Consider the following 20,226-nt stretch of genomic DNA (forward strand, 5'->3'; position numbering starts at 1 on the left):
AAACACCGGTATCCAACGACTTCGATTGCCCAAAGGCTGATTCATGATCTGGTTTGTACTGGCATTACTGTTATCTGTTGTACTTATAACGGTGCTTCTGCTCCGCGGTGAAAACCTTGCTCACCTTGACCGGGACGACACCCCCAGACAGGACTATACCCCCAGCCCGGGCCATAACCAGGTGCTGGAAACCATCAGGGACATGAGTCGTTCCGCCAGGGGGCTGCGGGGGAGGGCCCGGCTCATTGCCCTGCGCAAGCATATGGACAGCCTCAGCGAGGGGCGGGAATTCGTTGCAGAATTCCGGCCAGCCGGCGCAAATGCACCGAAAGGAGAATGGGTATTAGCACCCGGAGTGGACACCCGGCGGCGGGTACTTTATATCCATGGCGGTGCCTGGGTGGCCGGCAGCCCGCGCAGCCATCGCACCATCACCGAGCGGCTTTCCCGGGTGGCCAATGCCGCCGTATTTGCCGTGGATTATCGGCTGCTACCGGAGCATCGCTACCGGGCAGGACTACGGGACTGTCAGGAAGCCTACCAGTGGATGCTGAAAAATGGCCCTGACGGCCCGGAACCTGAGGATTTTGTGGTGGTGGCAGGAGACTCCGCCGGCGGCAGCCATACCCTGGTATTGATCGCCTGGATTCGTGACCAGGGCCTGCGCCAGGCAGATGCCGCCGTTGCCCTGTCACCCTCCACGGATCTGACGCTGACAGCACCCAGTAATCGCCTGAATATCAAGACCGACCCGTTGCTCGGCCCTACCTTTGGCAGCCTGATGCGAGTGCCATTGCCAGTGCTCTGGTGGCTGAGCTTTTTCGGTATGCGCCTGTCTCCCTCCAGCCCGCTGGCGTCTCCGTTGAGAGGCAACCTGGAAAACCTGCCACCTACCCTGATCCATGCCAGCGATTCAGAAATGCTGCTGGACAACGCCCGCCGTTACGTCAACAAAGCACGGGACTCGGGCTCTCCGGTAGAGCTGAAAACCTGGCCGGGGATGGTGCACGTATGGCACATATTCCCGGATATTTTGCCAGAAGCGGAAGAAGCCTTTGATCATATTGGAGAATTTCTGAACAGAATTGAAAAAGGCTGAAACCGGCCCTGACGCTTGCCGTTTTTGGACGGCTTGGTGTCGTATTGGATTTATCGCCCCCGATCATTCAGGGCCACATTGAATCAGGGCCGTGCCGCGGCGCACGCCGGTGTTCATTGCGGTTAAAGGGGGGTTCCAGATGGCACAACTACCGAAACGTGCAAAAGTCGTCATTATTGGCCAGGGCGGTATCGTAGGGTCCTCGGTGGCCCACCACCTGATTGAACTGGGCTGGGACGACATCGTAGGGCTGGAAAAGTCGGCGATTCCCTCGGATATCGGCTCCACCTCCCACGCCTCCGACTTCTGCTTCACCACCTCCCACGACAAGCTGAACATCTACACCACCAAATACAGCCAGGCGTTTTACGAGAAGCGCGGCAACTATGTGAAATGCGGCGGCATGGAGGTGGCCCGCATTGGTGATGACGAACGCATGGATGAGCTCCGCCGCAAGGTAGGCTCCGGAAAAGCTTTCGGCACCAACGTCTGCATGATTTCACCAAAACAGGCAAAAGAGCTGTTCCCGCTGGTGGACGAAAACCAGATCCAGGGCGCCATGTGGGACCCGGATGCCGGCCTGGTGGTGCCCCGCTCCCAGAAAGTGGCCGGCGACCTGGTGGAAGAGGCAGTGGCCACCGGCAAGCTGCAGGCCTTTGCCTATACACCGGCCCTGCGTATTGATGTCCAGGACGGCCAGGTACGGGGCGTTGAAACCCACAAGGGCTACATTGAAACCGAATACGTGGTGCTGTCCATGGGTATCTGGGGCCCCTTGATGGCCAACACGGCAAACTCACCCCTGCCGCTGATGCCGCTGGAGCACCCACTGCTATTTTTCGGCCCCTACGAAGAACTCAACGGCACCGGAAAGCAGATTGTCTACCCGCTGTTCCGCGACCAGGGTAACTCCGCGTACGTGCGGGATACCGGTGACCCTACTACCACTGAAGGTGGGCGTATTGAGTGGGGTTATTACGAGTCGGAAAACCCGCGACTGGTCTACCCTGGCGCCATCGCGGAGCCCGGAGAAGCAAGGCTGTCGCCGTCCATGCGGGACCTTTCCCTGGACCAGGTCATGAACGCATACGAAAAAGCCATCGAAATGACGCCGATCCTGGGCGAACTGGGCTGGGAGGAAAAACACTCATTCAACGGCCTGTTGTCGGTAACGCCAGATGGCGGTTCCCTGATGGGCGAGTCCCCGGAAGTGCGTAACCTATGGTTCTGCGAAGCCGTCTGGGTCAAGGACGGGCCGGGAGCCGGCAAGGTCCTGGCGGACTGGATGACCAACGGCTCGCCGGAGATGGACCCCCACAGCATCGACATCGCGCGCCACTATCCACTGCAGAAAACACCGGACTACGTGTACAACCGATGCTATGAAACCGCCAAGAAAATCTATACGCCGGCGGTTCATCCCCGCGAGCCCTACATGACCGGCCGCAGGATGCGCACCAGCCCGTTCTATCTGCGGGAGGTGGAACTGGGAGCCTACTTCATGGAAGCCGCCGGTTGGGAGCGGGCCCACGGCTATGCCGCCAACGAGGCCACCCTGCTCGAGAAATACCGCGACCGAATTCCGGTGCGGGAGAATGAGTGGGACGCGCGGCATTTCTGGGAAGTATCCAACGCCGAGCAACTGGAAATGAGTGAATCCGTGGGCATGATCAACCTGTCCCACTTCGCCATCTTCGATATATCCGGCGGCGACGCGGAAGCGCTGCTGGAATACCTGTCCGTTGCCAAAGTGGGGGGCACCACGCCCGTTGGCAAGGGGGTTTACACCCACTTCCTTGATGCCCGTGGCGGTATCCGTTCGGACCTGACCATCATCCGCCGGGGCGACAACGACTACCGGGTGGTCTGTGGTGGCGACACCGGTCACCGGGATTATTGCTGGATGACCCGCATTGCACGGGAGAAAGGGCTCGCCAACATCCGCGTGCAGGATCGCACGGACGAACTGGCGACACTGGGGCTCTGGGGCCCGAAGGCCCGAGAAACCCTGGCGCGGTTCGTCACCAATCCGGACGAACTGTCGGCGGAGAATTTCCCCTTTGCCACGGCACGGGAACTGAACGTCCAGGGCGTTCCGGTGTGGGCTTTCCGCATATCCTACGTGGGCGAGCAGGGTTGGGAGCTGTACTTCCCGTTCAGTTATGGCCTGAAAATCTGGGACCTGCTCTACGAGGCCGGCGTTACCCCGGTGGGCATCGAAACCTACGCCAACACCCGCCGGCTGGAGAAAAGCCTGCGGCTGCAGAATGTGGATCTGGAAACCGAATACAACCTGTACGAAGCCGGCCTGCAGCGGCCCAAGGTCAAGGAAGCGGATTTCCATGGCAAGGCGGCCTATCTGGAACAGCGCGAACGGTCCAGCCAGGTGGCGCACCTCTGCACCATGACCATGACGGACCACAAGGATGCCAATGGCGTGCTGCGCTATCCAGTGGGCCAATGGCCCATTCTGGATCCGCAAACCGGCGAAGTTCTGGTGGACAGCCACGGACGCCGGTCTTACAACTCCAGCGTTGCCTGGGGGCCATCGGTAGGCAAAATCATACTGCTGGGCTACATTCCGGCGGAGTACGCGCAAGAAGGTCGGGAACTGACCCTGGAATACTTCCAGGAGCATTATCCCATCCGTATCGAGGCCGTGGGTTATCGCGCACTGTTTGATCCGGACAACGAGCGCGTCAAATCCTGACCGGGTTTCAGCAATACGACCCGGCGGCGGTCAACATTCGATGATGTTGACCGCCAGCCCGCCCCTGGCGGTTTCCTTGTACTTGTCCAGCATGTCGCGGCCGGTTTCCCTCATGGTGTGCAGCACCTTGTCCAGCGATACGTAGTGCTTGCCGTCGCCCCGCAGGGCCATAATGGCGGCGTCGATGGCCTTGACCGAGGCCATGGCATTGCGCTCGATGCAGGGAATCTGAACCAGCCCGCCAATGGGGTCACACGTCATACCCAGGTGATGCTCCATGCCGATTTCAGCGGCATTTTCCACCTGCTCAGGGTAGCCACCCGTAGCCGCAGCCAAGCCCGCGGCGGCCATGGCACAGGCTGAACCCACCTCACCCTGGCACCCTACTTCCGCCCCGGAGATGGAGGCGTTTTCCTTGAACAACACACCAATCGCTCCCGCGGTCAGCATGAAACGAATAATGCCGTCCTCTCTGGCCTGGGGGCAGAACTCCCAATAGTAGTGAAGCACCGCCGGAATAATGCCGGCAGCGCCATTAGTAGGTGCCGTTACGATCCGGCCACCGGCAGCGTTTTCCTCATTAACCGCCAGGGCGTAGAGGTTGACCCAGTCCAGCGCGCTCAGGGAGGGCGAAATCAAGTCCACCCGTTGCTTGTCCATCAATGAGCGATACAACGATGCGGCCCGGCGCCGAACCCGGAGCCCGCCAGGCAACTCGCCCTGATGACGAATGCCATTTCGCACGCATTCACGCATGACCTCCCATAGCCCCAGGATACCGCTGCAGATCTCCTCCGGAGTGCGCCACGCCTGCTCATTGGCAAGCATCACATCGGCAATACTCAGGTCATGCTCACGGCACTGAGCCAGCAATGCCTTACCGCTGTGGAACGGGTACGGCAGCGGCGTATCGTCTTCCTGGATACGCGGACTGCTGCCTGTGTTCCCATCCACCACAAAGCCTCCACCCACGGAATAATAGGTTTTCTCATGCAGGCACTGGCCCTCTGAACCAAAGGCCTGGAAGATCATCCCATTGGGGTGTTCCGGGAGGGATTTTCGACGGTAATACACCAGATCTTTCGGCTCGCAGAAACGAACCGGATAGCGGCCCGCGAGGGAAAGCGTACGGGTGCTGCGAAGTCCCTCAAGACGAGCCGGCATTTCATCCGGGTCGATCTGGTCCGGCCGCTCGCCTTCCAGCCCCATCATCACCGCAGGGCCGGTTCCGTGCCCCTTTCCGGTCGCACCCAGCGAGCCATACAGGGAAACTTTCAGCCGGTGTACCGATGTCAGCAAATGCTCGCACTCCAACGCCTCCGCGAACCGGCGCGCCGCCTCCATGGGCCCGACAGTGTGAGAGCTTGAGGGGCCAATACCGACCTTGAACAGTTCAAACAGACTGACGGCCAATTCACTGACTCCTGTCAGGGGATATACTTCAACGGTAATCCTGCCGGCAAACCATCGCGTGCTTGCCGGCGACACCGACGCGATGATTTACGACAACCCTGGCTCCGACTTAGAATGAAGCCACATCGGAACTGATCACTTATTGTGCAATCCAATCTCACTAACTGATTGCACTATCAGAGTGCAACAGCTAATGTTCAAGGAAAGGCACCCTACCCCGACAGATTCCACCGGGTGCGGGTCGCTGCAAACGGCCCAGGCGGGGCAAGGGGGTTCACCATGACCGCTGACCAAGGCTCATTGACAGATCGGCCCAGCCCCGAGCCCTACCGGGTCGGCTTCCTGCTGATTGACAACTTCACCCTGATTGCTCTGGCCACTGCCGTTGAGCCTTTGCGTATGGCTAATCAACTGGCCGGTACCGAACTCTACTCCTGGAAACTGCTGACTGCCGAGGGCGAAGCCGCCCGTGCCAGCGATGGCATCACCCTGCTGCCGGACGCGTCCATTCATGAGGACCACAAATTCGACCTGGTCATTGTTGTTGCCGGCATTAATGTCACCCGGAGTTTCTCCCGCAAAGAGGTTAACTGGCTAAAACAGATGGCACGCCGCCATGTGCTGCTGGGTGCCGTTTGCACCGGGGCTTACGTACTGGCCAGTGCCGGTCTGCTGGACGGGCATGCCTGCAGCGCCCACTGGGAATGCCTGGAAGCCATGCAGGAAGGTTTTCCGCGGGTCCAGACCAATAATCGCCTGTTCACCGTGGAGCGCGAACGGATGACCTGCACCGGTGGCACCGTGCCCATGCACATGATGCTCAGCTTCCTGGCCCGTCGCCATGGCAAGGAACTCAGTAATGCGGTTTCCCATATGTTTGTCTGTGACCGGGTACGCGAAGAGAGCGAGCAACAGCCCATGCCGATACATCCATCACTGGCCTGTGCCCAGCCGAAGCTGACCGAAGCTGCCCAGTTGATGGAGGCCAACATTGAAGAGCCCATTGAATTGCAGGAACTGGCCAGCCTGGCGGGCATCTCCCGCCGCCAGCTCGAGCGGCTGTTCCTCAAGCATCTGGGGTGTACTCCCTCACGCTATTACCTGCGGGTGCGCCTGAACCGGGCCCGCCGGCTACTCAAGCAGACTTCCTGCTCTATAGTGGAAATTGCATCCATGTGCGGCTTTGTCTCCGCCACTCACTTCAGCCGGTGTTACCGTAAAACCATGGGGCGGGCGCCAAAACACGAGCGCATGGAGGTTTACACCGAAGGAGCAGTTGGAAGCGCCCTGGCCAATACTATGGCTAGCCTGCCGTCTTCGTCTCTGCAGGCCCTCAGGCGGGCCCGAACCGAGCCCACCTATGGCATTTTTGAAGGTACCGGATCAGGTTAGCCCCATCACCAGGCCATTCTCATCAAGCGCAATATCCAGGGCTGCCGGTCGCCGTGGCAGGCCCGGCATGGTCATGATGTCGCCACACACTGCCACCACAAATCCGGCCCCTGCAGCAAGGCGCACTTCCCTGACCGGCAGCATATGACCAGACGGTGCGCCTTTCAGCGCTGAATCCGCCGAGAAGCTGTATTGGGTCTTGGCGATACACACCGGCAGATGACCAAAGCCCAGGGCCTCGTATTCCTCAAGCTGCCGCTTTGCCACAGTTGTAAACTCAACACTCCCCGCGTGATATATGCGAGTTGCAATGGTACGAATTTTCTCCGCCAGTGGAAGGCTGTCCTCATAAAGGAATTTCACGTCTGGCGTGCCCTCGTCCATCTGATCGAGCACCGCCTGGGCAAGTTCTGTAGCCCCCTCACCTCCGGTTGCCCAGTGGTCCGCCGGCACCGCCCTCACGCCGAGATCTTCACTGAGAGATTGCACAAGTGCCAATTCATCTTCGGTGTCGTCCGGAAAGCGATTGATACAGACCACCGGGTTCAGGCCAAACTGCTGCAGGTTGCGAATATGGCGCTCGAGATTGGCAGCGCCCTCACGCAGGGCCGGAAGGTCGGGAATGCCCAGGCGGCTGCGGGGAACACCGCCCTGCATTTTCAGCGCCCTGATAGTGCAGACCACCACAGCGGCATCGGGCCGCAAGCCGCTGTGTCGGCATTTGATATCGATGAATTTTTCCGCGCCCAGGTCAGCGCCGAATCCGGCTTCTGTCACCACCACGTCGTTCAGTGCCAGCGCCGCCCGCGTTGCAGTCACGGAATTGCAGCCGTGAGCGATATTGGCAAAGGGGCCGCCATGGATGAACACCGGATTGTGCTCCAGGCTCTGCACCAGGTTCGGCTGCAGCGCCTCTTTTAACAGCACCAGCAGCGAGCCCTCTACGCCAAGGTCACGCACAGTAACGGGCGTCATGTCGGTGCGCCTGCCAACGATAATATTGCCCAATCGCTGCTTCAGGTCCGCCCTGCCATCCGCCAGGCAAAGTATGGCCATGATTTCCGATGAAACCGTGATATCGAATCCGGTCTCCCGAGGCACGCCGTGTGCCGCTCCGCCCAGACCACAGACCATGTTTCTCAGGGACCGGTCGGTTATATCCATGACTCTGCGCCAGCTTATATAGCGAGGGTCCAGCCCGGCTTCGTTACCCCAGTGAATGTGATTATCGATCAGTGACGCCAGCAGGTTATGGGCACTGGTGATGGCGTGGAAGTCGCCATTGAAATGCAGGTTGATATCCTCCATTGGAATCACCTGGGCGCGGCCACCGCCAGCCGCACCGCCCTTCATGCCAAAGCATGGGCCCAGGGAGGGTTCACGCAGGCACACCGACGAGCGCACGCCGAGACGGTTAAAGCCATCGTTCAGCCCCACGCTGGTGGTGGTTTTACCCTCACCCGCCGGGGTTGGCGTAATGGCCGTTACCAGCACCAGCTTGCCCCTGGGTGCAGTATCGGAGGTATCCACGTACGCCATATCCAGCTTGGCCTTGTAATGCCCGAAAGGCACCAGGCTTTCCGCCGGCAGGCCAAAACGCTGCTGGGCCAGCAGCAGCATGGAAAGGGGCTGCACCGAACGGGCAATCTCGATGTCCGGCGTTCCCGGCGGTGGAAAGGCAGCCGGCACAGGTGTAGCGGATTTCAGGTTACTGTACTGAAGACTCATGAAACTGTCCCCTCTGGTCCTCAATGGACCCGCTGTGTTCTTGAATCCACTGCGCCGACTGGCGCAACCCACCGAATGGAAAGAGATGGATACCCCGTAGCAGGGTGTCCGGATTGTCCAGGCAATACTGGACCAGTGTTCGCACCATGGTGTCCGGCGTCCACGCCCTTAACAGCCTGGCGCTACCCGGCCGGCGCAGCATTGCCCGGGCGGAGGCGCCGACGCCACACTGGGCAGCGTAGGCAATGAGGGTTTTTACCCGTGTAGGGCCTGCCAGGCCAATGTCGACGGGCACCTCTTCCAGAATATTTCCGAGGCTTTGCAGCCAGTCGATGACCACGTTGGCATCGAAGGTAAACTGGGTTACCACCCATAGCCGCGTATCGGTCGTGCGGGCATATTCGCGCTTGATGCCCAGAGCCTGGGTCAGGGTTGCCCGGTCCGCCATGGGATGCCCGTCCGGATGGGCGGCAACACCAATACCGTGAAACCGGAACTGGGCCAGAAGCCCGGACTCGAGCACCGCTAACGTATCCGGGAACGGGCCGGCAACAGAGTCGCTGTCGCCGGCAATCAGCAGCAATCGGTCTACCCGGCTTTCGTCCAGCTGTACCAGCCAGTCACGCAGCTGTTCGCGGCTCTGGGCCATCCGGGCGGGCACGTGGGGTATTGGCTGCATACCTATATCCAGAAGATGCCGGCAAGCGGCCAGGGTATCGCCGAACTGCCCTTTGGGCAGGAAAGGCACGTACACGCAGGTGCCCTTTGGCAAAAGCTCCTGAAGGTCCTCCGCTGCCAATATCTGGCGCGGTGTCGCCTCAATCGACGCTGAACGTACCAGGGATCGCAGCCGTGCCTCTGCTTCGGCACCCGGAACACCGGGTGCCCGCTTTTCGTTCACCAGTTTCATAAACCAGCTACCCCCTGCCAAGTGTGGACTTCATATGGGGAGGCGGCATTCGCCTCCCCAACCAACCCCGCTAGTCAGCGAAGTCGATTCCCTTGGCCCGGGCCCGTTCGCGGGCATTGGCGTTCACTGACGGGCGGAAGGGAATTTCCACCACTTCGGCTTCCACATCGGTGGAACCATCCGCTGCAGCGTACTCGACAGGCAGGTGCACGGTCAGGCGGGTACCGATACTGCGCAAATCAAACGGCACGTACGCCAGCGCAATGTTGGTTTCCAGCTCCGGGGAGTACCAGGGCGAGGTCACATAGCCTTCCGGCTCGCCACCATCCGGACCGCTGACTAGCCAGAAATCATTCGCGTAGTCGGTCACCTGGCCGCCGCCGAAGCGTATACCCACCATGATATGGGTGAAAGGCGGGCGACCGGCATCGAGCTGTTCGCGCGCTTTTTCGAGGGCCTGCTTGCCGATGTAATCCGCTTCCTTGTTGCGCGGTACCTGGTACGCCAGTGCACACTGGAATGGCAGGGTTTCGGCGTCCACATCCTGACCCCAGGACAGGATGCCTGCGGCAATGCGGCGATGGTGCGCGGGGGCAATCACCCTCAGGTTATGGGGCTCACCGGCTGCAAGCACGGTGTACCAGAGATCCTCAGCGTATTTGGTGGCCTCCTTGAGGTAAATCTCGTAGCCCTTCTCGCCGGTAAAGCCGGTCTGGGATACGATCACGTCATGCCCCGCTACCTGACCTTCCATCAGGCCGTAGTAGGGAAGCTCCTTGACCGCTTCACCAAAAAGATCGGTCATCAGCGCTTCGGATTTCGGGCCCTGGATCTGTACCGGAGCCACATCAATTTCCGCAATGCTGACATTAAAGCCCATGCCGATGTTCACACCCCGCATCCAGAGTTCCAAATCACTGTCGGAGAGTGAGAACCAGAATTCATCTTCAGCGACGCGCAGCAATACCGGGTCATTGATGATGCCGCCCTCCTCGTTGCAGAGGATGACGTACTTGCCACGCATGGGCTTGATCTTGCTGGCGTCCCGGGTAATCACATAGTTCACGAAACGCTCGGCGTCCGGGCCTTTGACCTGGATCTGGCGCTCGACCGCCACGTTCCACATGGTGACGTCATGGATCAGCGACTCATATTCCACCATCGCGCCACCGTCTTCCGGGCGCACATATCCGCGGGGATGGTACATCCGGTTATAGACTGTCGCGCGCCAGCAGCCAGCCTCGAAAGCCAGATGCCAGTACGGCGACTTGCGAACTCTGGTGGAAATCAGCATTTCCACCGGCGTGGGGCCAGACTGTCGCAGATTGACGGGAACGCGACGATCAGACTGGTCGACGCTGCCAGGTTGGCGGGCGGCACCCGCGCGTTGTTGTGGGTAATCTATCAGTGCTTTTTCGAATTGAACGGCCATTGCTATCTCCCCCTTACCGGGTTGTTGATAGCCTTAATGTGACCCTGTTTGAGTTTTGCGGATGGAACCAATACGACACTGGCATAACCAAAAACGTCAGAGGGATGGCCTTGGCCATCCCTCTGGTTTGCAGACAGTCAATCGTGGGGTATCGGGTCCGGGCTGCGGTCCCAGCCGACCATTGCAAGCGTGGCCACCACACCGATCAGCAGGCCAATCCAGGGCTCGAAGAACGCCAGCGCCGCGCCGATCAGCACCACCGTTCCCCGGGAGGCATTATCCCTGGGAATGGACATGGCAATGTAGGCACAGGCAAAGCCGGTGAGCACCAGAGTGAGCGAGAGTGCAATGCCCAGCAATGGCTTCAGGCCCGTCATCAGCGGCAACAGGAAATAAATAAACGGCAGCCCCATCAGGTAGTAAGACGCCAGGCCGCTGTGCAGGCTACCCATTGCTCTGGGGCCCTGTTTCCAGCGCTGCACCACAATCACGTGGACACCGGTCCAGACCGCACCCTGGGTGGGGAAAAACGGGGCGAAGATGCCCATCAGCGCATTGCGGATCGACAGCGAAAAATGCGTGCGGTTGAGGTTGATATCGATGTGCTCGTCGGTACGGACTTTCATGCCGTCGCGCAGGACTTCATTTCCCGTTACCAGGTCACCAAACAGAATGATGTAGGCAATCAACGCCAGCGGCACACTCTGGGCGATCATTTCAAACGACGGCCAGCCATTGACCAATGGCGACGCCTTGGCAACCGCTTCCGTCAGCGGCGGCACCATAAAGCCCCATTGGATATCAAAACTGACCTCACCTACAAACGGCCCCACCATCGCAGCGATCATAAAGCCCGGCAGTAGCCCCAACGCACCGACCATGAAGAAGAACCGGTTACGCGCCTTCAGTTTCTGCATCGGCACGGAGAAAGTAAAAATCAGGCAGATGGCGCAGGCCAGAGTGGTGGCAATGGGCTGCTCCAGCAGGAAACGATCAGCGTCGTCAATAAACACCCGTTTCAGGGCGGCAATCGCGGCGCCAAGAATAATGCCGGCCTTGAGGGTATCCGGTAGCCAGATGACGAACCGTCGCCCCAATCCGGTAATCCCCAGAATAAACACTAGCGAGGCAAATACCAGGGAAAGCGCTGTCATGGCCTGAAAGCGGCTGGAGGGGTCTTCGTAACCACCAACCACAAAGGCCAGAATTAATGGCAACGCAGGGGTTATCCAGCCCCCGGCGTAGGGTTCGCCAAAAACAATAACCGCCGACGCAATCAGGAAGGCATGGACCATGGACAAGGCAATGGCTTCGTCAAAGCTGAGGCCAAAGTAAGCCGTCATGATCGGAATCAGCGCCAACCCCGTTGCCGCAGACACCATTAGTCCCTGAAGGAACTCCGACCAGCAAAGCTTGGTGTGATAAAAAGGAACACGGAAGGTAAACGGGCCCCATCGCCAGCCCGCCAGCTCTTGTCTTTCTGCCATTTTGGATTACCCGCATATCGTTATATTTGTAGTGACCTGAGTATGGAAAGGGTTCGGGTATTCCGCGAATGAATTTTTCTGATTGGCACTGATAAACGCCATTGATATCCAGCACCCCATAATGCTGGCTGGCTAACGCCCCGGCCCCACTATAAACTGACCGACAGACCATTCCCTAGCGCCCAACACATTGAGGAGCCGACGTTGACACTGACCACCCCCGCCCTTCTGTTTCCAGCCATCTCATTACTGTTGCTCGCATACACCAATCGGTTTCTGGTTCTGGCCCAATTGATCCGCCAGCTCAAGCAAATGGACACAGAAGAAGATCATGCTCTGATCGCTCGGCAAATCAGCATGCTGCGCAAACGCATTCTGCTGACCAAGCGCATGCAAGCTTATGGCGTTCTCAGTTTTTTCGTATGCACCGTGTCCATGTTCGTTCTGTTTGTAGGAGCCCAGCTTACCGGCGCGATTGCATTCGGAATCAGCCTGATTCTGCTCTCGATATCTCTGTTGTATTCGCTTTATGAGATCGTGATTTCGACCAACGCCATCAACGTTGAGCTTGAGAGCTTTGAGGCGAGGAAGCAGGGGGAAGCGGGAAAGCGGGAATAACAAACTCCTCCAGAAGCGCGTTCTGCTGTTGCATGAACGAAGGTGAGGCCGGAGGTTGCGGGTCAGAGGTCATTACCACGGTCATCGCCAGTTCGGGAAATACATACAGCATCTGCCCACCGTAACCACGGCCGTAATAAGCGCGCTGCCCTCCAAGATCCGTCACAAACCAGCCATAGCCATAACGGTCATCGGTGTATCGGGAAACGCCACGCTGTGTCCAGGACAGGTCTATCCAGGCTTTTGAAAGCAGCCGTTCGCCGTTATACACACCGTTGTTGCGGTAAAGTTCTCCAATCTTGAGCAATGCCATAGGAGACAAGTGCATATCGTTGCCGCCGAAATAAATCCCCTGGGGATCCCTCAGCCAGGCACGAACGCGGATCCCCAGCGGCTCGCCCAGCCAATTACGGGTAACATACAGAGTGCTGCGCCCCGTGCTTTTGGTCAGCGCCGCGGAAAGCAGATGATAGCTGCCTGTGGAATACAGCATGTCACCGCCCGGTTCCGCCACGAAGGAACGGTTAAGCGCATAGTCCACCCAGTTATCACTGTTGACCCACTCGCCGTAATATCGCCCTGAGGTTCGCTGCAGCCCGGCCTGCATTGATAACAGGTGGCTGATGGTCACCTCGCTGACCCGGGCACTGGCATCGTCGGGCACATCCAGGATTTCGGCGATGGATTGATCCACACTCTCGAACACGCCGCGATCAATGGCCATGCCGACTACTGCGGAAAGTACTGTTTTGGAGAGGGACTTGATGTTGGCCGGCTCGTCCAGTTCCGGTCCACGGAATGCCCGTGAAAATACCGTTTGGCCGTTCACCGCAACAACAAGACTATGCAGGCGATCAAGAGCTGCCGCGCGCTCCGCCAAACCGGGGAATGTACCCGCGTTACCGGCAGGCTCGTCGCCAGGGCTCTCTGCCCATGCTTTTGCAGGCAAAAGCATGAACGCCAGGATTAGCAATGCCCGCGCCTGCAAGCAGACGAACCGGACAAACGCTATCGTGTGCCCCATATCCTGGCCACGGCGCTGTCACTGCCCAAAAGACCAACCACAAAGCAGACCAGACTGATCACGAAAAACAGAACGATGGGCAGCAGCGCACTCAACGTTTGCGCGAAGATCGAGAAGAAAAGCGATACACCGGAAAGAACAAGAAACAGCAACCCCACCACCAGCAGTATCTTGCGGTGAGATGGGCGATAGCCCTCGGCATGGCTGCCTTTTTCGAAGAAGAACAGAATAGGCCAGAAGACCTTTCGCAAAACATCTTTCACTGAATAAACCTCATATTTTTTCCCGGGGGCTTACAACAGCCAGGGTCACCGTCGCCTTGGAAACCAGCCGCATGTCCCCAGTGGTGCCACAATACACCTCGGACTCTACCACGGTCAGAGAGGAGCCTGCTTTGAGCACGGTGGCGATACATTCGATGTGAGTGCCTTTTGCCGACCTCAACAGCTTCAGTGAAAAATCCGACGTCAGAACGATCTGCCCCGGCCCTGCCACGGAAGCCCCCGCCGCTCCAGCAGTATGATCGGCCACGGTGGCCTGAACCCCGAAATGAACGAAACCATCCTGCTGCAAATGCCTGTTGGCCAGCACAAGCCGTGTACGGCACTCACCAGGTTCAATGGACGTCAGCTCCAGGCCAAGATCGGCAATAAATGGCGCTGATGAAAAAATCCGTTCCACTTCTTTTTTGTTGAGATTGTCCACTGCAACTCCCCATTAATTGGCCCTAGGCTTCAAAAGCATGCTCCGCCAGCCTCTCACGGATGGCGTCGGGTATCGGAACGGACTTTTGCGTCTCGTAGTCAAAATGAATCAGTACCGTCACACCACGGGCGACCACCACGCCGTTCTGCCAGGCTTCCTGAATGACCTGAACCGATGAATTGCCGATAGTGCCGATTCCGGAATGTATCTCCACGGGGGTGAGCCAGTAACACTGGGCCTTCAGGTCTATCTCCATTCTTGCCAGGATCAGCGGCCACCCTTTCGGGGTGAGTGCGGGGTGGAAAATCCGGAAAATCGACGTTCGTGCCTGCTCGAACCAGACCGGATAGACGGTATTGTTAATATGGCCCAGGGCATCGGTATCACTGAATCGCGGCTCAACTTCATAAAAAAACATGTGTGCTACCCAAGTTTTAGGTGATTAAACCGAAATCTTACCGAAATTCCGATCCGCGGGGCCAATGAATGTTATCGGGCACCAGACAACGGATAAGTCTCAACCACGTGGTATACAGATCCACGCTCTCCCTGCACGCTCTCAAACAACGCAAAGCGGTCAACCTGAAACGGCTCGATGAGCAGCTCGTCATAATCCTGCAGTAACTCAGCGACCGACCCGGCCTCCTTTTTGAAGCGGCACAGCGTGACATGCGGCTGGAAGCTGCGCTTTTCCTGAGCAAACCCAACGGATGCCAGCCTCTGGTTCAGTCCAGCCTGGAGTTCCTCCAGTTTTTGAACAGGCCGGACCCCGGCCCAGAGATTTTTCGGGCGGTCCGGCTTACCAAAGCATCCGACGCCACTGATGGCAAGATCGAACGGCAGTACCGGCAGGTTCCGGACTACCTCGCGAAGCACCGGTAAATGCTGCTCTTCCACACTGCCCAGAAATGCCAGCGTAAGGTGCAACTGGTCCGCCCGCTGCCAGCGGGCACCGGCTAACGGCCGCTGAATCGACAGCAACTGCTGTTTGACGGATTCCGGTAAATCCAGCCCGAAGAACAGGCGGTGCTTGACCGGCTTATCCATTCTGCACTCCGAAGAGGTGTGGAAATCTGCGAAGACAGTAAAGCGCAATCATGTCGTACACGCCATGCCAGACCATGACCAGAACCAGGCTATCTGTATACGCATAGGCCGCTCCCAAAACCAGCCCCAGCCCGGTTGCCAGCATGAAGTAGGTAAAGGACAGGTAGTGAACCAGCCCGAACAGCACCGAGGCTGCAATAATCGCCACTGCCTCATGGAAATGCTGGGCCAGCCAGCCCTGAATGGCACCGCGGAACAGCAACTCTTCCCCGACACCGGCAAACACCGACAGGGTAACGAGTATTGGCCAGGAGTAATCGCAGGCGAACCGGTACAACTTCTCAAGCTGGGCTTCCATTGAATCACTGAGCAAGCCCGGAATCCGGGTCAGTGTCGTAATCACCGCGTAGGTCGCTACACTACCGACCAGCCCCCAGAAAACAGCAACACTCAGGCTCATTCCGCCATTCTGCACGGGAATTCCGAACAACAGGATCGCCACAAGGCCGACGACACCGATGCCTCCCTGAAACAGCAGCGCGGCCCGGGACGAAATTTTCGGACGTTTCTGTGACATAAGGGCTCAGCTACTGCGCCTGTCTGGTGGCATCACAACCCATTCCGGATCTTCAAACTCCCCCAGAGGAGTGATCTCGCAAAACGGCGCGGCACTGCGGATTATGCCAGCTACTTCCGGGTTGTGCTGCCCTTCCATAGCGTCCCGGTCCGCCTTGCTTTCCCAGCTGGCGATGGCAATCAATACATTCGGATCACCAATCTTCCGGTGCAGCTCTGTACCCCGTGCACCCGGTGCCTGCTGGATGATCTCGCTGGCCCGGACCCAGGCGTCCGCGTATTCCTCTGCCGTGTGCCCTTCCCTGATACGCACCTCAAAAATGTATTTCATCAATAACCCCTCATTTCGGTTCAATGGCCGTCAGTGTCCTACCACATCATTACGAACCAGGTAACGTCCACCAAAGCTCATGGGCAGGCCGTTGGCCTCCCACATAAGCGCATCATGGCCCGAAACCCTGCCCTTTACTGCATGCATATGCAGGTGTGGCTCACTGGTATTTCCTGAATTGCCTACTTGCCCGATCATCTCTCCAGCTTCCAGCCAGTCGCCCGGTTGCAGAGAAACCGATCCATTGCGCAGGTGGGCAAGAACCACCGTTACATCTCGACAGTATATGGCTACAAAGTTGCCGGCAGGGTTATCCCGATCACTTACAGGCGGGTTCTGGTCGGGAAGATTAACAGCGGCATTGGTTACCTCACCGCTACAGGGCGCCGTCACGGGACTATTCCAGATTCCATAATCCTCGAGCGCCTGTGGAAATACCCGATGAGCACGGAGACCCAGGCGACCGATGCGCACCACATCGATCGCATGATGCTGAGCGTCGATTCCGTAATGATGATTCATCACGTGAGAGTTCCCTCCCTGCCCAACGCGGTACTGGCCCTGCACAAGTGGCCACTCCAGGACGACCGGCTCCTCGCGAACAATCCCGGCACCCAGTGCCGACCAGGCCGGCACGGCTATGGCCGCCAGCACAGCCAGGTTAAAGCCCAGCGACACAATCACCAACGGCCGCCATACCGGCTTTAGCGGTAACGCCGGCATACGACGCACCAGAAACCGGGCCGCGCTCAGCAGCAGGCCCACCCAGAACAGCCAGGGCCAGAACCCGCCAAGCCAGGCCCAGGCACCGGCGTAATGGATCAGCAAGAGATAAACGGCAGCCAGTGCCAGATGACTCAGCCAGTGAATTCTGGATGCGGCCGCTCCGAAACCAACGGTGAAAATAAACACCAGAGGAACAAAAATATGTGAAAGAACAAGGAGAAGTAAGGTCATGGGTGGTATCGCCCGCGGTCATATCCGCACCCGGTTACAAATCGCAAAATAAATTTGGTAATCCGTGGAAGATAGCGTACAGTGCGCTTCGTAGGAAAGATTTAGCACAGCAGTTCACGAATAAGACGCATCTCAGTTGTTTTGGTAGTTGCCCGTCCTGTTTTTGATTCCGCGCGTTTTTTGTTTCCGCACAACGCTGATCAGTCATCGTTTCAGATGGTCTGACAGCACATTAAATTATCGAATTCAGGATTATGATTATGTCTACAACTACCGGTACTGTTAAGTTTTTCAACGAAGCAAAAGGTTTCGGCTTTATCACTCGCGAAAGCGGCCCGGACGTCTTCGTTCACTACAGCGCAATTCAAGGTGGCGGTTTCAAGACTCTGGCTGAAGGCCAGCAAGTCGACTTCACCGTTACTGAAGGCCAGAAAGGCCCGCAGGCAGAAAACGTAGTTGCTGTTTAAATAACAGTCAGCACGTTTCAGAAAAGGCAGCCTCGGCTGCCTTTTTTATTGCTATGAGAAAAAGCCCGCCCCGCTAATACGTCACACGGTGACGATCAAAGACTTCCTCTACCTCCCGCCGCTCTTCTGACGGGATCATAACCCTGATGATGTTTTCCTGCTCCTCGATATAAATATTTTCCTGGGGAAAACCCATCGCAATCAGGTCGTCTTTTACATTTCTGGCCTGTTCTTTTGTAGTGAAGTTTCCGTTCAGTGCTTTGCTCATGAGACTATCCTCCAGATAGTTCACCTACTCATCTAAAAGATTAGTTGACGGACTAGCGCGTGTAAATTGTCTGCGATTAAAGCCGCTGCTCTAGCCCCATTTCCCAGAAATCAATTTCCAGCCGGGTGGCCTCACTAAATATCCGGGCCAACTGGCTGAAGCGAGCTGGCGTTACATCCGCCAGCCTGTCATTCAGCCAGTCGATCTCCACCTGCATGGCTTCCTGGAACTCTTCGCTCTCGTACATGGCAATCCAGGCGTCATATGGATTGCTGTCGCCGCGAACCGTTTCCGCCCTGGCGTTCAGCCAGTTGGCAATTTCGCCGTAGCCCACCATGCAGGGTGACAAGGCTACATGCAGATCGAGCAGATCGCCCCGGTTTCCAGTGTCGAGCACATAACGAGTATACGCCAGGGTCGCGCGTGCTTCCGGCAGGTCCGACAGTTCTTCCTCGCTGATGCCCCACTCCCGGCAATAGCTCACGTGCAACCCCAGCTCCACATCCACAATGGCTTCGAGCCCGGCTTTTGCCTGCTTCAAGTCTTGCAGCGTCGGGCTTTTGTAGGCGGCAAGTGCAAACGCACGGGCGAACTGGATCAGGAACAGATAGTCCTGCTTCAGATAGTGACGAAAAGCCTCGGGAGCAAGGGTCGCTTCCCCCAACTGACGCACAAAACTGTGCTCAATGTAGGCTTGCCACTCCTTCTGGCAGCTGTTTTTCAGGTCTTCAAATCTATAGTTCATTAAAACTCCGTGGTCTGACAATGAGCCGGGTGTGGGCGAGGAAAAATTTACCAGGGCAACTCTTCCCCATTGCTATGCCAGAACGACCCCGTATTCTCCAGGTTAAGCCCCTCGATTCTCGCCGCAAGGCCCTTCGCGGACTCCTCAGGCGTAATCAGCCCGCCAAAGTTCACCATGCGGGTTTGCACATAGCCCGGATGCAGCTGAGCTACTGCTATACCCTTCGGCTTCAGGTCCATGGCCAGAGACTTGCCAAAGGCGTTCAACGCAGCCTTGGAAGCGCGGTAACCATAGCGACCGCCAGAATCGTTATCGGCAATCGAGCCCATGCGGCTGGTGATGTTGGCGATCTTGCCGCCGGAAGGAATCTGGGAGACCAACGCCTCTGCCACGCGAAGCGGCGCGTAGGCATTGATTTCCATCTGGGTGCGGATGGAATCAAAGTCGATACTGCCCAGCTTCTCATCCTGCAGCAGCCCGGCGTTGTTGATCAGCAAATCGATCGGCTGGCCCTTCAACTCGTCCGTCATTTTCTGGATACCGCTATTGGTGGTTACATCCACCCCTTCAATGACCCGGGTCGCCACTTCCTTCAATTCTGCGGAGGCTTCTCGGCAGACTCCAATTACATCACAACCCTCACCGGCATAATGACGGGCAAGTTCAAGGCCGATACCACGATTGGCGCCGGTGATAACGGCGGTTTTGCTAGCAGACATGAAATACTCCTGAACTTTATGAAAGATTTACTACTTGTCCTCGGAAACCAGCTCACGTTCGAAGCGGCCCAGCGCAACCATGATCACCAAAGCCAGAACAGTCACCATCCCCGCCAGGTAGAAGTTATTGATACCGGCAGCAACCCCAATGGCCCCTGCAAGCCAGATTGAGGCGCCTGTGGTTATTCCCTGGATCTGCCCGCCACTACGGATAATGCTGCCAGCACCCAGGAATCCGATACCGCCAACGACGCCCTGCACCACCCGGGTAGGATCGATACGGGCAGAAGGGTCGCCCTCGGCTGTGGCAAAAAGAACGCTCATACCGATGATAATGAACGTAGCCGACCCCAGTGATACAAGCATGTGAGAGCGCAGCCCCGCTGGTTTACCTCGCAGTTCCCGCTCAAGTCCCAGAAACAACGCCAGGCCGGCTGCAACGGAGAGCCGCAGTAGCATATCCAGGGGAGCAATTTCAGTTTCCATAATTTGCCCTGCAGAAGATGTAGTTAATAAACGATACCAGTCAAACTCAGGGAAAACATCGTAGCGCCATTGCAGAATCTGGTGAAGGCAATGGATACGAATTACACTGTCA

22 protein-coding genes are annotated in these 20,226 nt (G+C 57.7%); 5 read left to right on the plus strand and 17 right to left on the minus strand.

The window, feature by feature from the left end; all coding sequences use genetic code 11:
• Positions 1-43: 43 nt before the first annotated feature.
• On the plus strand, positions 44-1,099 hold the full coding sequence (locus M8010_RS09325; RefSeq protein WP_250090648.1) for an alpha/beta hydrolase: 1,056 nt from the start codon (positions 44-46) through the stop codon (positions 1,097-1,099).
• 139 nt (positions 1,100-1,238) lie between these two features.
• Positions 1,239-3,809: a GcvT family protein gene (locus M8010_RS09330; RefSeq protein ID WP_250090650.1), complete on the plus strand. Its 2,571-nt coding sequence runs from the start codon at positions 1,239-1,241 to the stop codon at positions 3,807-3,809.
• Between the two features lie 30 nt (positions 3,810-3,839).
• On the opposite strand, the gene M8010_RS09335 is transcribed toward M8010_RS09330, so the two are convergent.
• On the minus strand, positions 3,840-5,222 hold the full coding sequence (locus M8010_RS09335; protein ID WP_250090652.1) for an L-serine ammonia-lyase: 1,383 nt from the start codon (positions 5,220-5,222) through the stop codon (positions 3,840-3,842).
• Positions 5,223-5,501: 279 nt separating this feature from the next.
• Here M8010_RS09335 and gbdR point away from each other — a divergent pair, with 279 nt between their 5' ends.
• Positions 5,502-6,614, plus strand: a complete 1,113-nt coding sequence (gbdR, locus tag M8010_RS09340; RefSeq protein WP_250090654.1) for a choline metabolism transcriptional regulator GbdR — start codon at positions 5,502-5,504, stop codon at positions 6,612-6,614.
• Here the strand turns inward: gbdR and M8010_RS09345 are convergent.
• From M8010_RS09345 to M8010_RS09360, 4 genes are all read right to left on the minus strand, one after another.
• Entirely contained in the window at positions 6,606-8,342 is a 1,737-nt protein-coding gene (locus M8010_RS09345; RefSeq protein ID WP_250090655.1) for a formate--tetrahydrofolate ligase, read from the minus strand. The genes gbdR and M8010_RS09345 overlap by 9 nt on opposite strands.
• Positions 8,323-9,252: a methylenetetrahydrofolate reductase gene (locus M8010_RS09350; RefSeq protein WP_250090658.1), complete on the minus strand. Its 930-nt coding sequence runs from the start codon at positions 9,250-9,252 to the stop codon at positions 8,323-8,325. Before M8010_RS09350 ends, M8010_RS09345 begins: the two co-directional genes overlap by 20 nt.
• A gap of 70 nt (positions 9,253-9,322) precedes the next feature.
• Positions 9,323-10,684 carry a glycine cleavage T C-terminal barrel domain-containing protein gene (locus M8010_RS09355; protein WP_250090659.1) on the minus strand — a complete coding sequence of 454 codons (1,362 nt, stop codon included), beginning with the start codon at positions 10,682-10,684 and terminating at the stop codon, positions 9,323-9,325.
• Between the two features lie 137 nt (positions 10,685-10,821).
• Positions 10,822-12,171 (minus strand): hypothetical protein, encoded by a 1,350-nt coding sequence (locus M8010_RS09360; RefSeq protein WP_250090662.1) that lies wholly within the window; start codon positions 12,169-12,171, stop codon positions 10,822-10,824.
• A gap of 204 nt (positions 12,172-12,375) precedes the next feature.
• Between M8010_RS09360 and M8010_RS09365 the strand changes: the two genes are divergently transcribed.
• A complete protein-coding gene (locus M8010_RS09365; protein WP_250090664.1) occupies positions 12,376-12,789 on the plus strand; it encodes a DUF2721 domain-containing protein in 414 nt (137 codons plus the stop codon).
• On the opposite strand, the gene M8010_RS09370 is transcribed toward M8010_RS09365, so the two are convergent.
• The 8 genes from M8010_RS09370 to M8010_RS09405 all read right to left on the minus strand — a co-directional run bounded on the left by M8010_RS09370 (position 12,728) and on the right by M8010_RS09405 (position 17,429).
• A complete protein-coding gene (locus tag M8010_RS09370) occupies positions 12,728-13,813 on the minus strand; it encodes a serine hydrolase domain-containing protein (RefSeq protein ID WP_250090666.1) in 1,086 nt (361 codons plus the stop codon). The two genes, M8010_RS09365 and M8010_RS09370, sit on opposite strands and share 62 nt — an antisense overlap.
• A complete protein-coding gene (locus M8010_RS09375) occupies positions 13,798-14,076 on the minus strand; it encodes a hypothetical protein (RefSeq protein ID WP_250090668.1) in 279 nt (92 codons plus the stop codon). Before M8010_RS09375 ends, M8010_RS09370 begins: the two co-directional genes overlap by 16 nt.
• A gap of 10 nt (positions 14,077-14,086) precedes the next feature.
• The gene (locus tag M8010_RS09380; RefSeq protein WP_250090669.1) at positions 14,087-14,518 is read right to left on the minus strand and encodes a PaaI family thioesterase; all 432 of its coding nucleotides are present in this window, start codon (positions 14,516-14,518) and stop codon (positions 14,087-14,089) included.
• Between the two features lie 22 nt (positions 14,519-14,540).
• The gene (locus M8010_RS09385) at positions 14,541-14,936 is read right to left on the minus strand and encodes an acyl-CoA thioesterase (RefSeq protein ID WP_250090671.1); all 396 of its coding nucleotides are present in this window, start codon (positions 14,934-14,936) and stop codon (positions 14,541-14,543) included.
• A gap of 71 nt (positions 14,937-15,007) precedes the next feature.
• Positions 15,008-15,565, minus strand: a complete 558-nt coding sequence (thpR, locus tag M8010_RS09390) for an RNA 2',3'-cyclic phosphodiesterase (RefSeq protein WP_250090672.1) — start codon at positions 15,563-15,565, stop codon at positions 15,008-15,010.
• Positions 15,558-16,142 (minus strand): CPBP family intramembrane glutamic endopeptidase, encoded by a 585-nt coding sequence (locus M8010_RS09395; RefSeq protein ID WP_250090674.1) that lies wholly within the window; start codon positions 16,140-16,142, stop codon positions 15,558-15,560. Before M8010_RS09395 ends, thpR begins: the two co-directional genes overlap by 8 nt.
• 6 nt (positions 16,143-16,148) lie before the next feature.
• Positions 16,149-16,472: an antibiotic biosynthesis monooxygenase family protein gene (locus tag M8010_RS09400; RefSeq protein ID WP_250090675.1), complete on the minus strand. Its 324-nt coding sequence runs from the start codon at positions 16,470-16,472 to the stop codon at positions 16,149-16,151.
• Positions 16,473-16,502: 30 nt separating this feature from the next.
• Entirely contained in the window at positions 16,503-17,429 is a 927-nt protein-coding gene (locus M8010_RS09405) for a M23 family metallopeptidase (RefSeq protein WP_250090676.1), read from the minus strand.
• A 260-nt stretch (positions 17,430-17,689) separates the two neighbouring features.
• On the opposite strand from M8010_RS09405, the gene M8010_RS09410 reads away from it, so the two are divergent.
• The gene (locus M8010_RS09410) at positions 17,690-17,896 is read left to right on the plus strand and encodes a cold-shock protein (protein WP_027831301.1); all 207 of its coding nucleotides are present in this window, start codon (positions 17,690-17,692) and stop codon (positions 17,894-17,896) included.
• A 73-nt stretch (positions 17,897-17,969) separates the two neighbouring features.
• Here M8010_RS09410 and M8010_RS09415 read toward each other — a convergent pair whose 3' ends face one another.
• From M8010_RS09415 to M8010_RS09430, 4 genes are all read right to left on the minus strand, one after another.
• The gene (locus M8010_RS09415) at positions 17,970-18,164 is read right to left on the minus strand and encodes an SPOR domain-containing protein (protein ID WP_250090677.1); all 195 of its coding nucleotides are present in this window, start codon (positions 18,162-18,164) and stop codon (positions 17,970-17,972) included.
• A 76-nt stretch (positions 18,165-18,240) separates the two neighbouring features.
• Positions 18,241-18,909: a thiaminase II gene (gene tenA, locus M8010_RS09420; RefSeq protein ID WP_250090679.1), complete on the minus strand. Its 669-nt coding sequence runs from the start codon at positions 18,907-18,909 to the stop codon at positions 18,241-18,243.
• A 47-nt stretch (positions 18,910-18,956) separates the two neighbouring features.
• Positions 18,957-19,628, minus strand: coding sequence for an SDR family oxidoreductase (locus tag M8010_RS09425; RefSeq protein ID WP_250090680.1), 672 nt, complete (start codon positions 19,626-19,628; stop codon positions 18,957-18,959).
• 30 nt (positions 19,629-19,658) lie between these two features.
• Positions 19,659-20,114 (minus strand): MgtC/SapB family protein, encoded by a 456-nt coding sequence (locus M8010_RS09430; protein ID WP_250090681.1) that lies wholly within the window; start codon positions 20,112-20,114, stop codon positions 19,659-19,661.
• Positions 20,115-20,226: the final 112 nt, after the last annotated feature.

Source organism: Marinobacter sp. ATCH36, assembly GCF_023555055.1.
Classification (GTDB): Bacteria; Pseudomonadota; Gammaproteobacteria; order Pseudomonadales; family Oleiphilaceae; genus Marinobacter.

Coding starts and splice junctions, on each gene's coding strand:
- M8010_RS09330 (WP_250090650.1), top strand. CDS start 1,239: ATGGCACAACTACCGAAACGTGCAAAAGTCGTCATTATTGGCCAGGGC.
- M8010_RS09345 (WP_250090655.1), bottom strand. CDS start 8,342: ATGAGTCTTCAGTACAGTAACCTGAAATCCGCTACACCTGTGCCGGCT.
- gbdR (WP_250090654.1), top strand. CDS start 5,502: ATGACCGCTGACCAAGGCTCATTGACAGATCGGCCCAGCCCCGAGCCC.
- thpR (WP_250090672.1), bottom strand. CDS start 15,565: ATGGATAAGCCGGTCAAGCACCGCCTGTTCTTCGGGCTGGATTTACCG.
- M8010_RS09400 (WP_250090675.1), bottom strand. CDS start 16,472: ATGAAATACATTTTTGAGGTGCGTATCAGGGAAGGGCACACGGCAGAG.
- M8010_RS09430 (WP_250090681.1), bottom strand. CDS start 20,114: ATGGAAACTGAAATTGCTCCCCTGGATATGCTACTGCGGCTCTCCGTT.
- M8010_RS09360 (WP_250090662.1), bottom strand. CDS start 12,171: ATGGCAGAAAGACAAGAGCTGGCGGGCTGGCGATGGGGCCCGTTTACC.
- M8010_RS09405 (WP_250090676.1), bottom strand. CDS start 17,429: ATGACCTTACTTCTCCTTGTTCTTTCACATATTTTTGTTCCTCTGGTG.
- M8010_RS09355 (WP_250090659.1), bottom strand. CDS start 10,684: ATGGCCGTTCAATTCGAAAAAGCACTGATAGATTACCCACAACAACGC.
- M8010_RS09395 (WP_250090674.1), bottom strand. CDS start 16,142: ATGTCACAGAAACGTCCGAAAATTTCGTCCCGGGCCGCGCTGCTGTTT.
- M8010_RS09385 (WP_250090671.1), bottom strand. CDS start 14,936: ATGTTTTTTTATGAAGTTGAGCCGCGATTCAGTGATACCGATGCCCTG.
- M8010_RS09425 (WP_250090680.1), bottom strand. CDS start 19,628: ATGTCTGCTAGCAAAACCGCCGTTATCACCGGCGCCAATCGTGGTATC.
- M8010_RS09370 (WP_250090666.1), bottom strand. CDS start 13,813: ATGGGGCACACGATAGCGTTTGTCCGGTTCGTCTGCTTGCAGGCGCGG.
- M8010_RS09350 (WP_250090658.1), bottom strand. CDS start 9,252: ATGAAACTGGTGAACGAAAAGCGGGCACCCGGTGTTCCGGGTGCCGAA.
- M8010_RS09410 (WP_027831301.1), top strand. CDS start 17,690: ATGTCTACAACTACCGGTACTGTTAAGTTTTTCAACGAAGCAAAAGGT.
- M8010_RS09325 (WP_250090648.1), top strand. CDS start 44: ATGATCTGGTTTGTACTGGCATTACTGTTATCTGTTGTACTTATAACG.
- M8010_RS09415 (WP_250090677.1), bottom strand. CDS start 18,164: ATGAGCAAAGCACTGAACGGAAACTTCACTACAAAAGAACAGGCCAGA.
- tenA (WP_250090679.1), bottom strand. CDS start 18,909: ATGAACTATAGATTTGAAGACCTGAAAAACAGCTGCCAGAAGGAGTGG.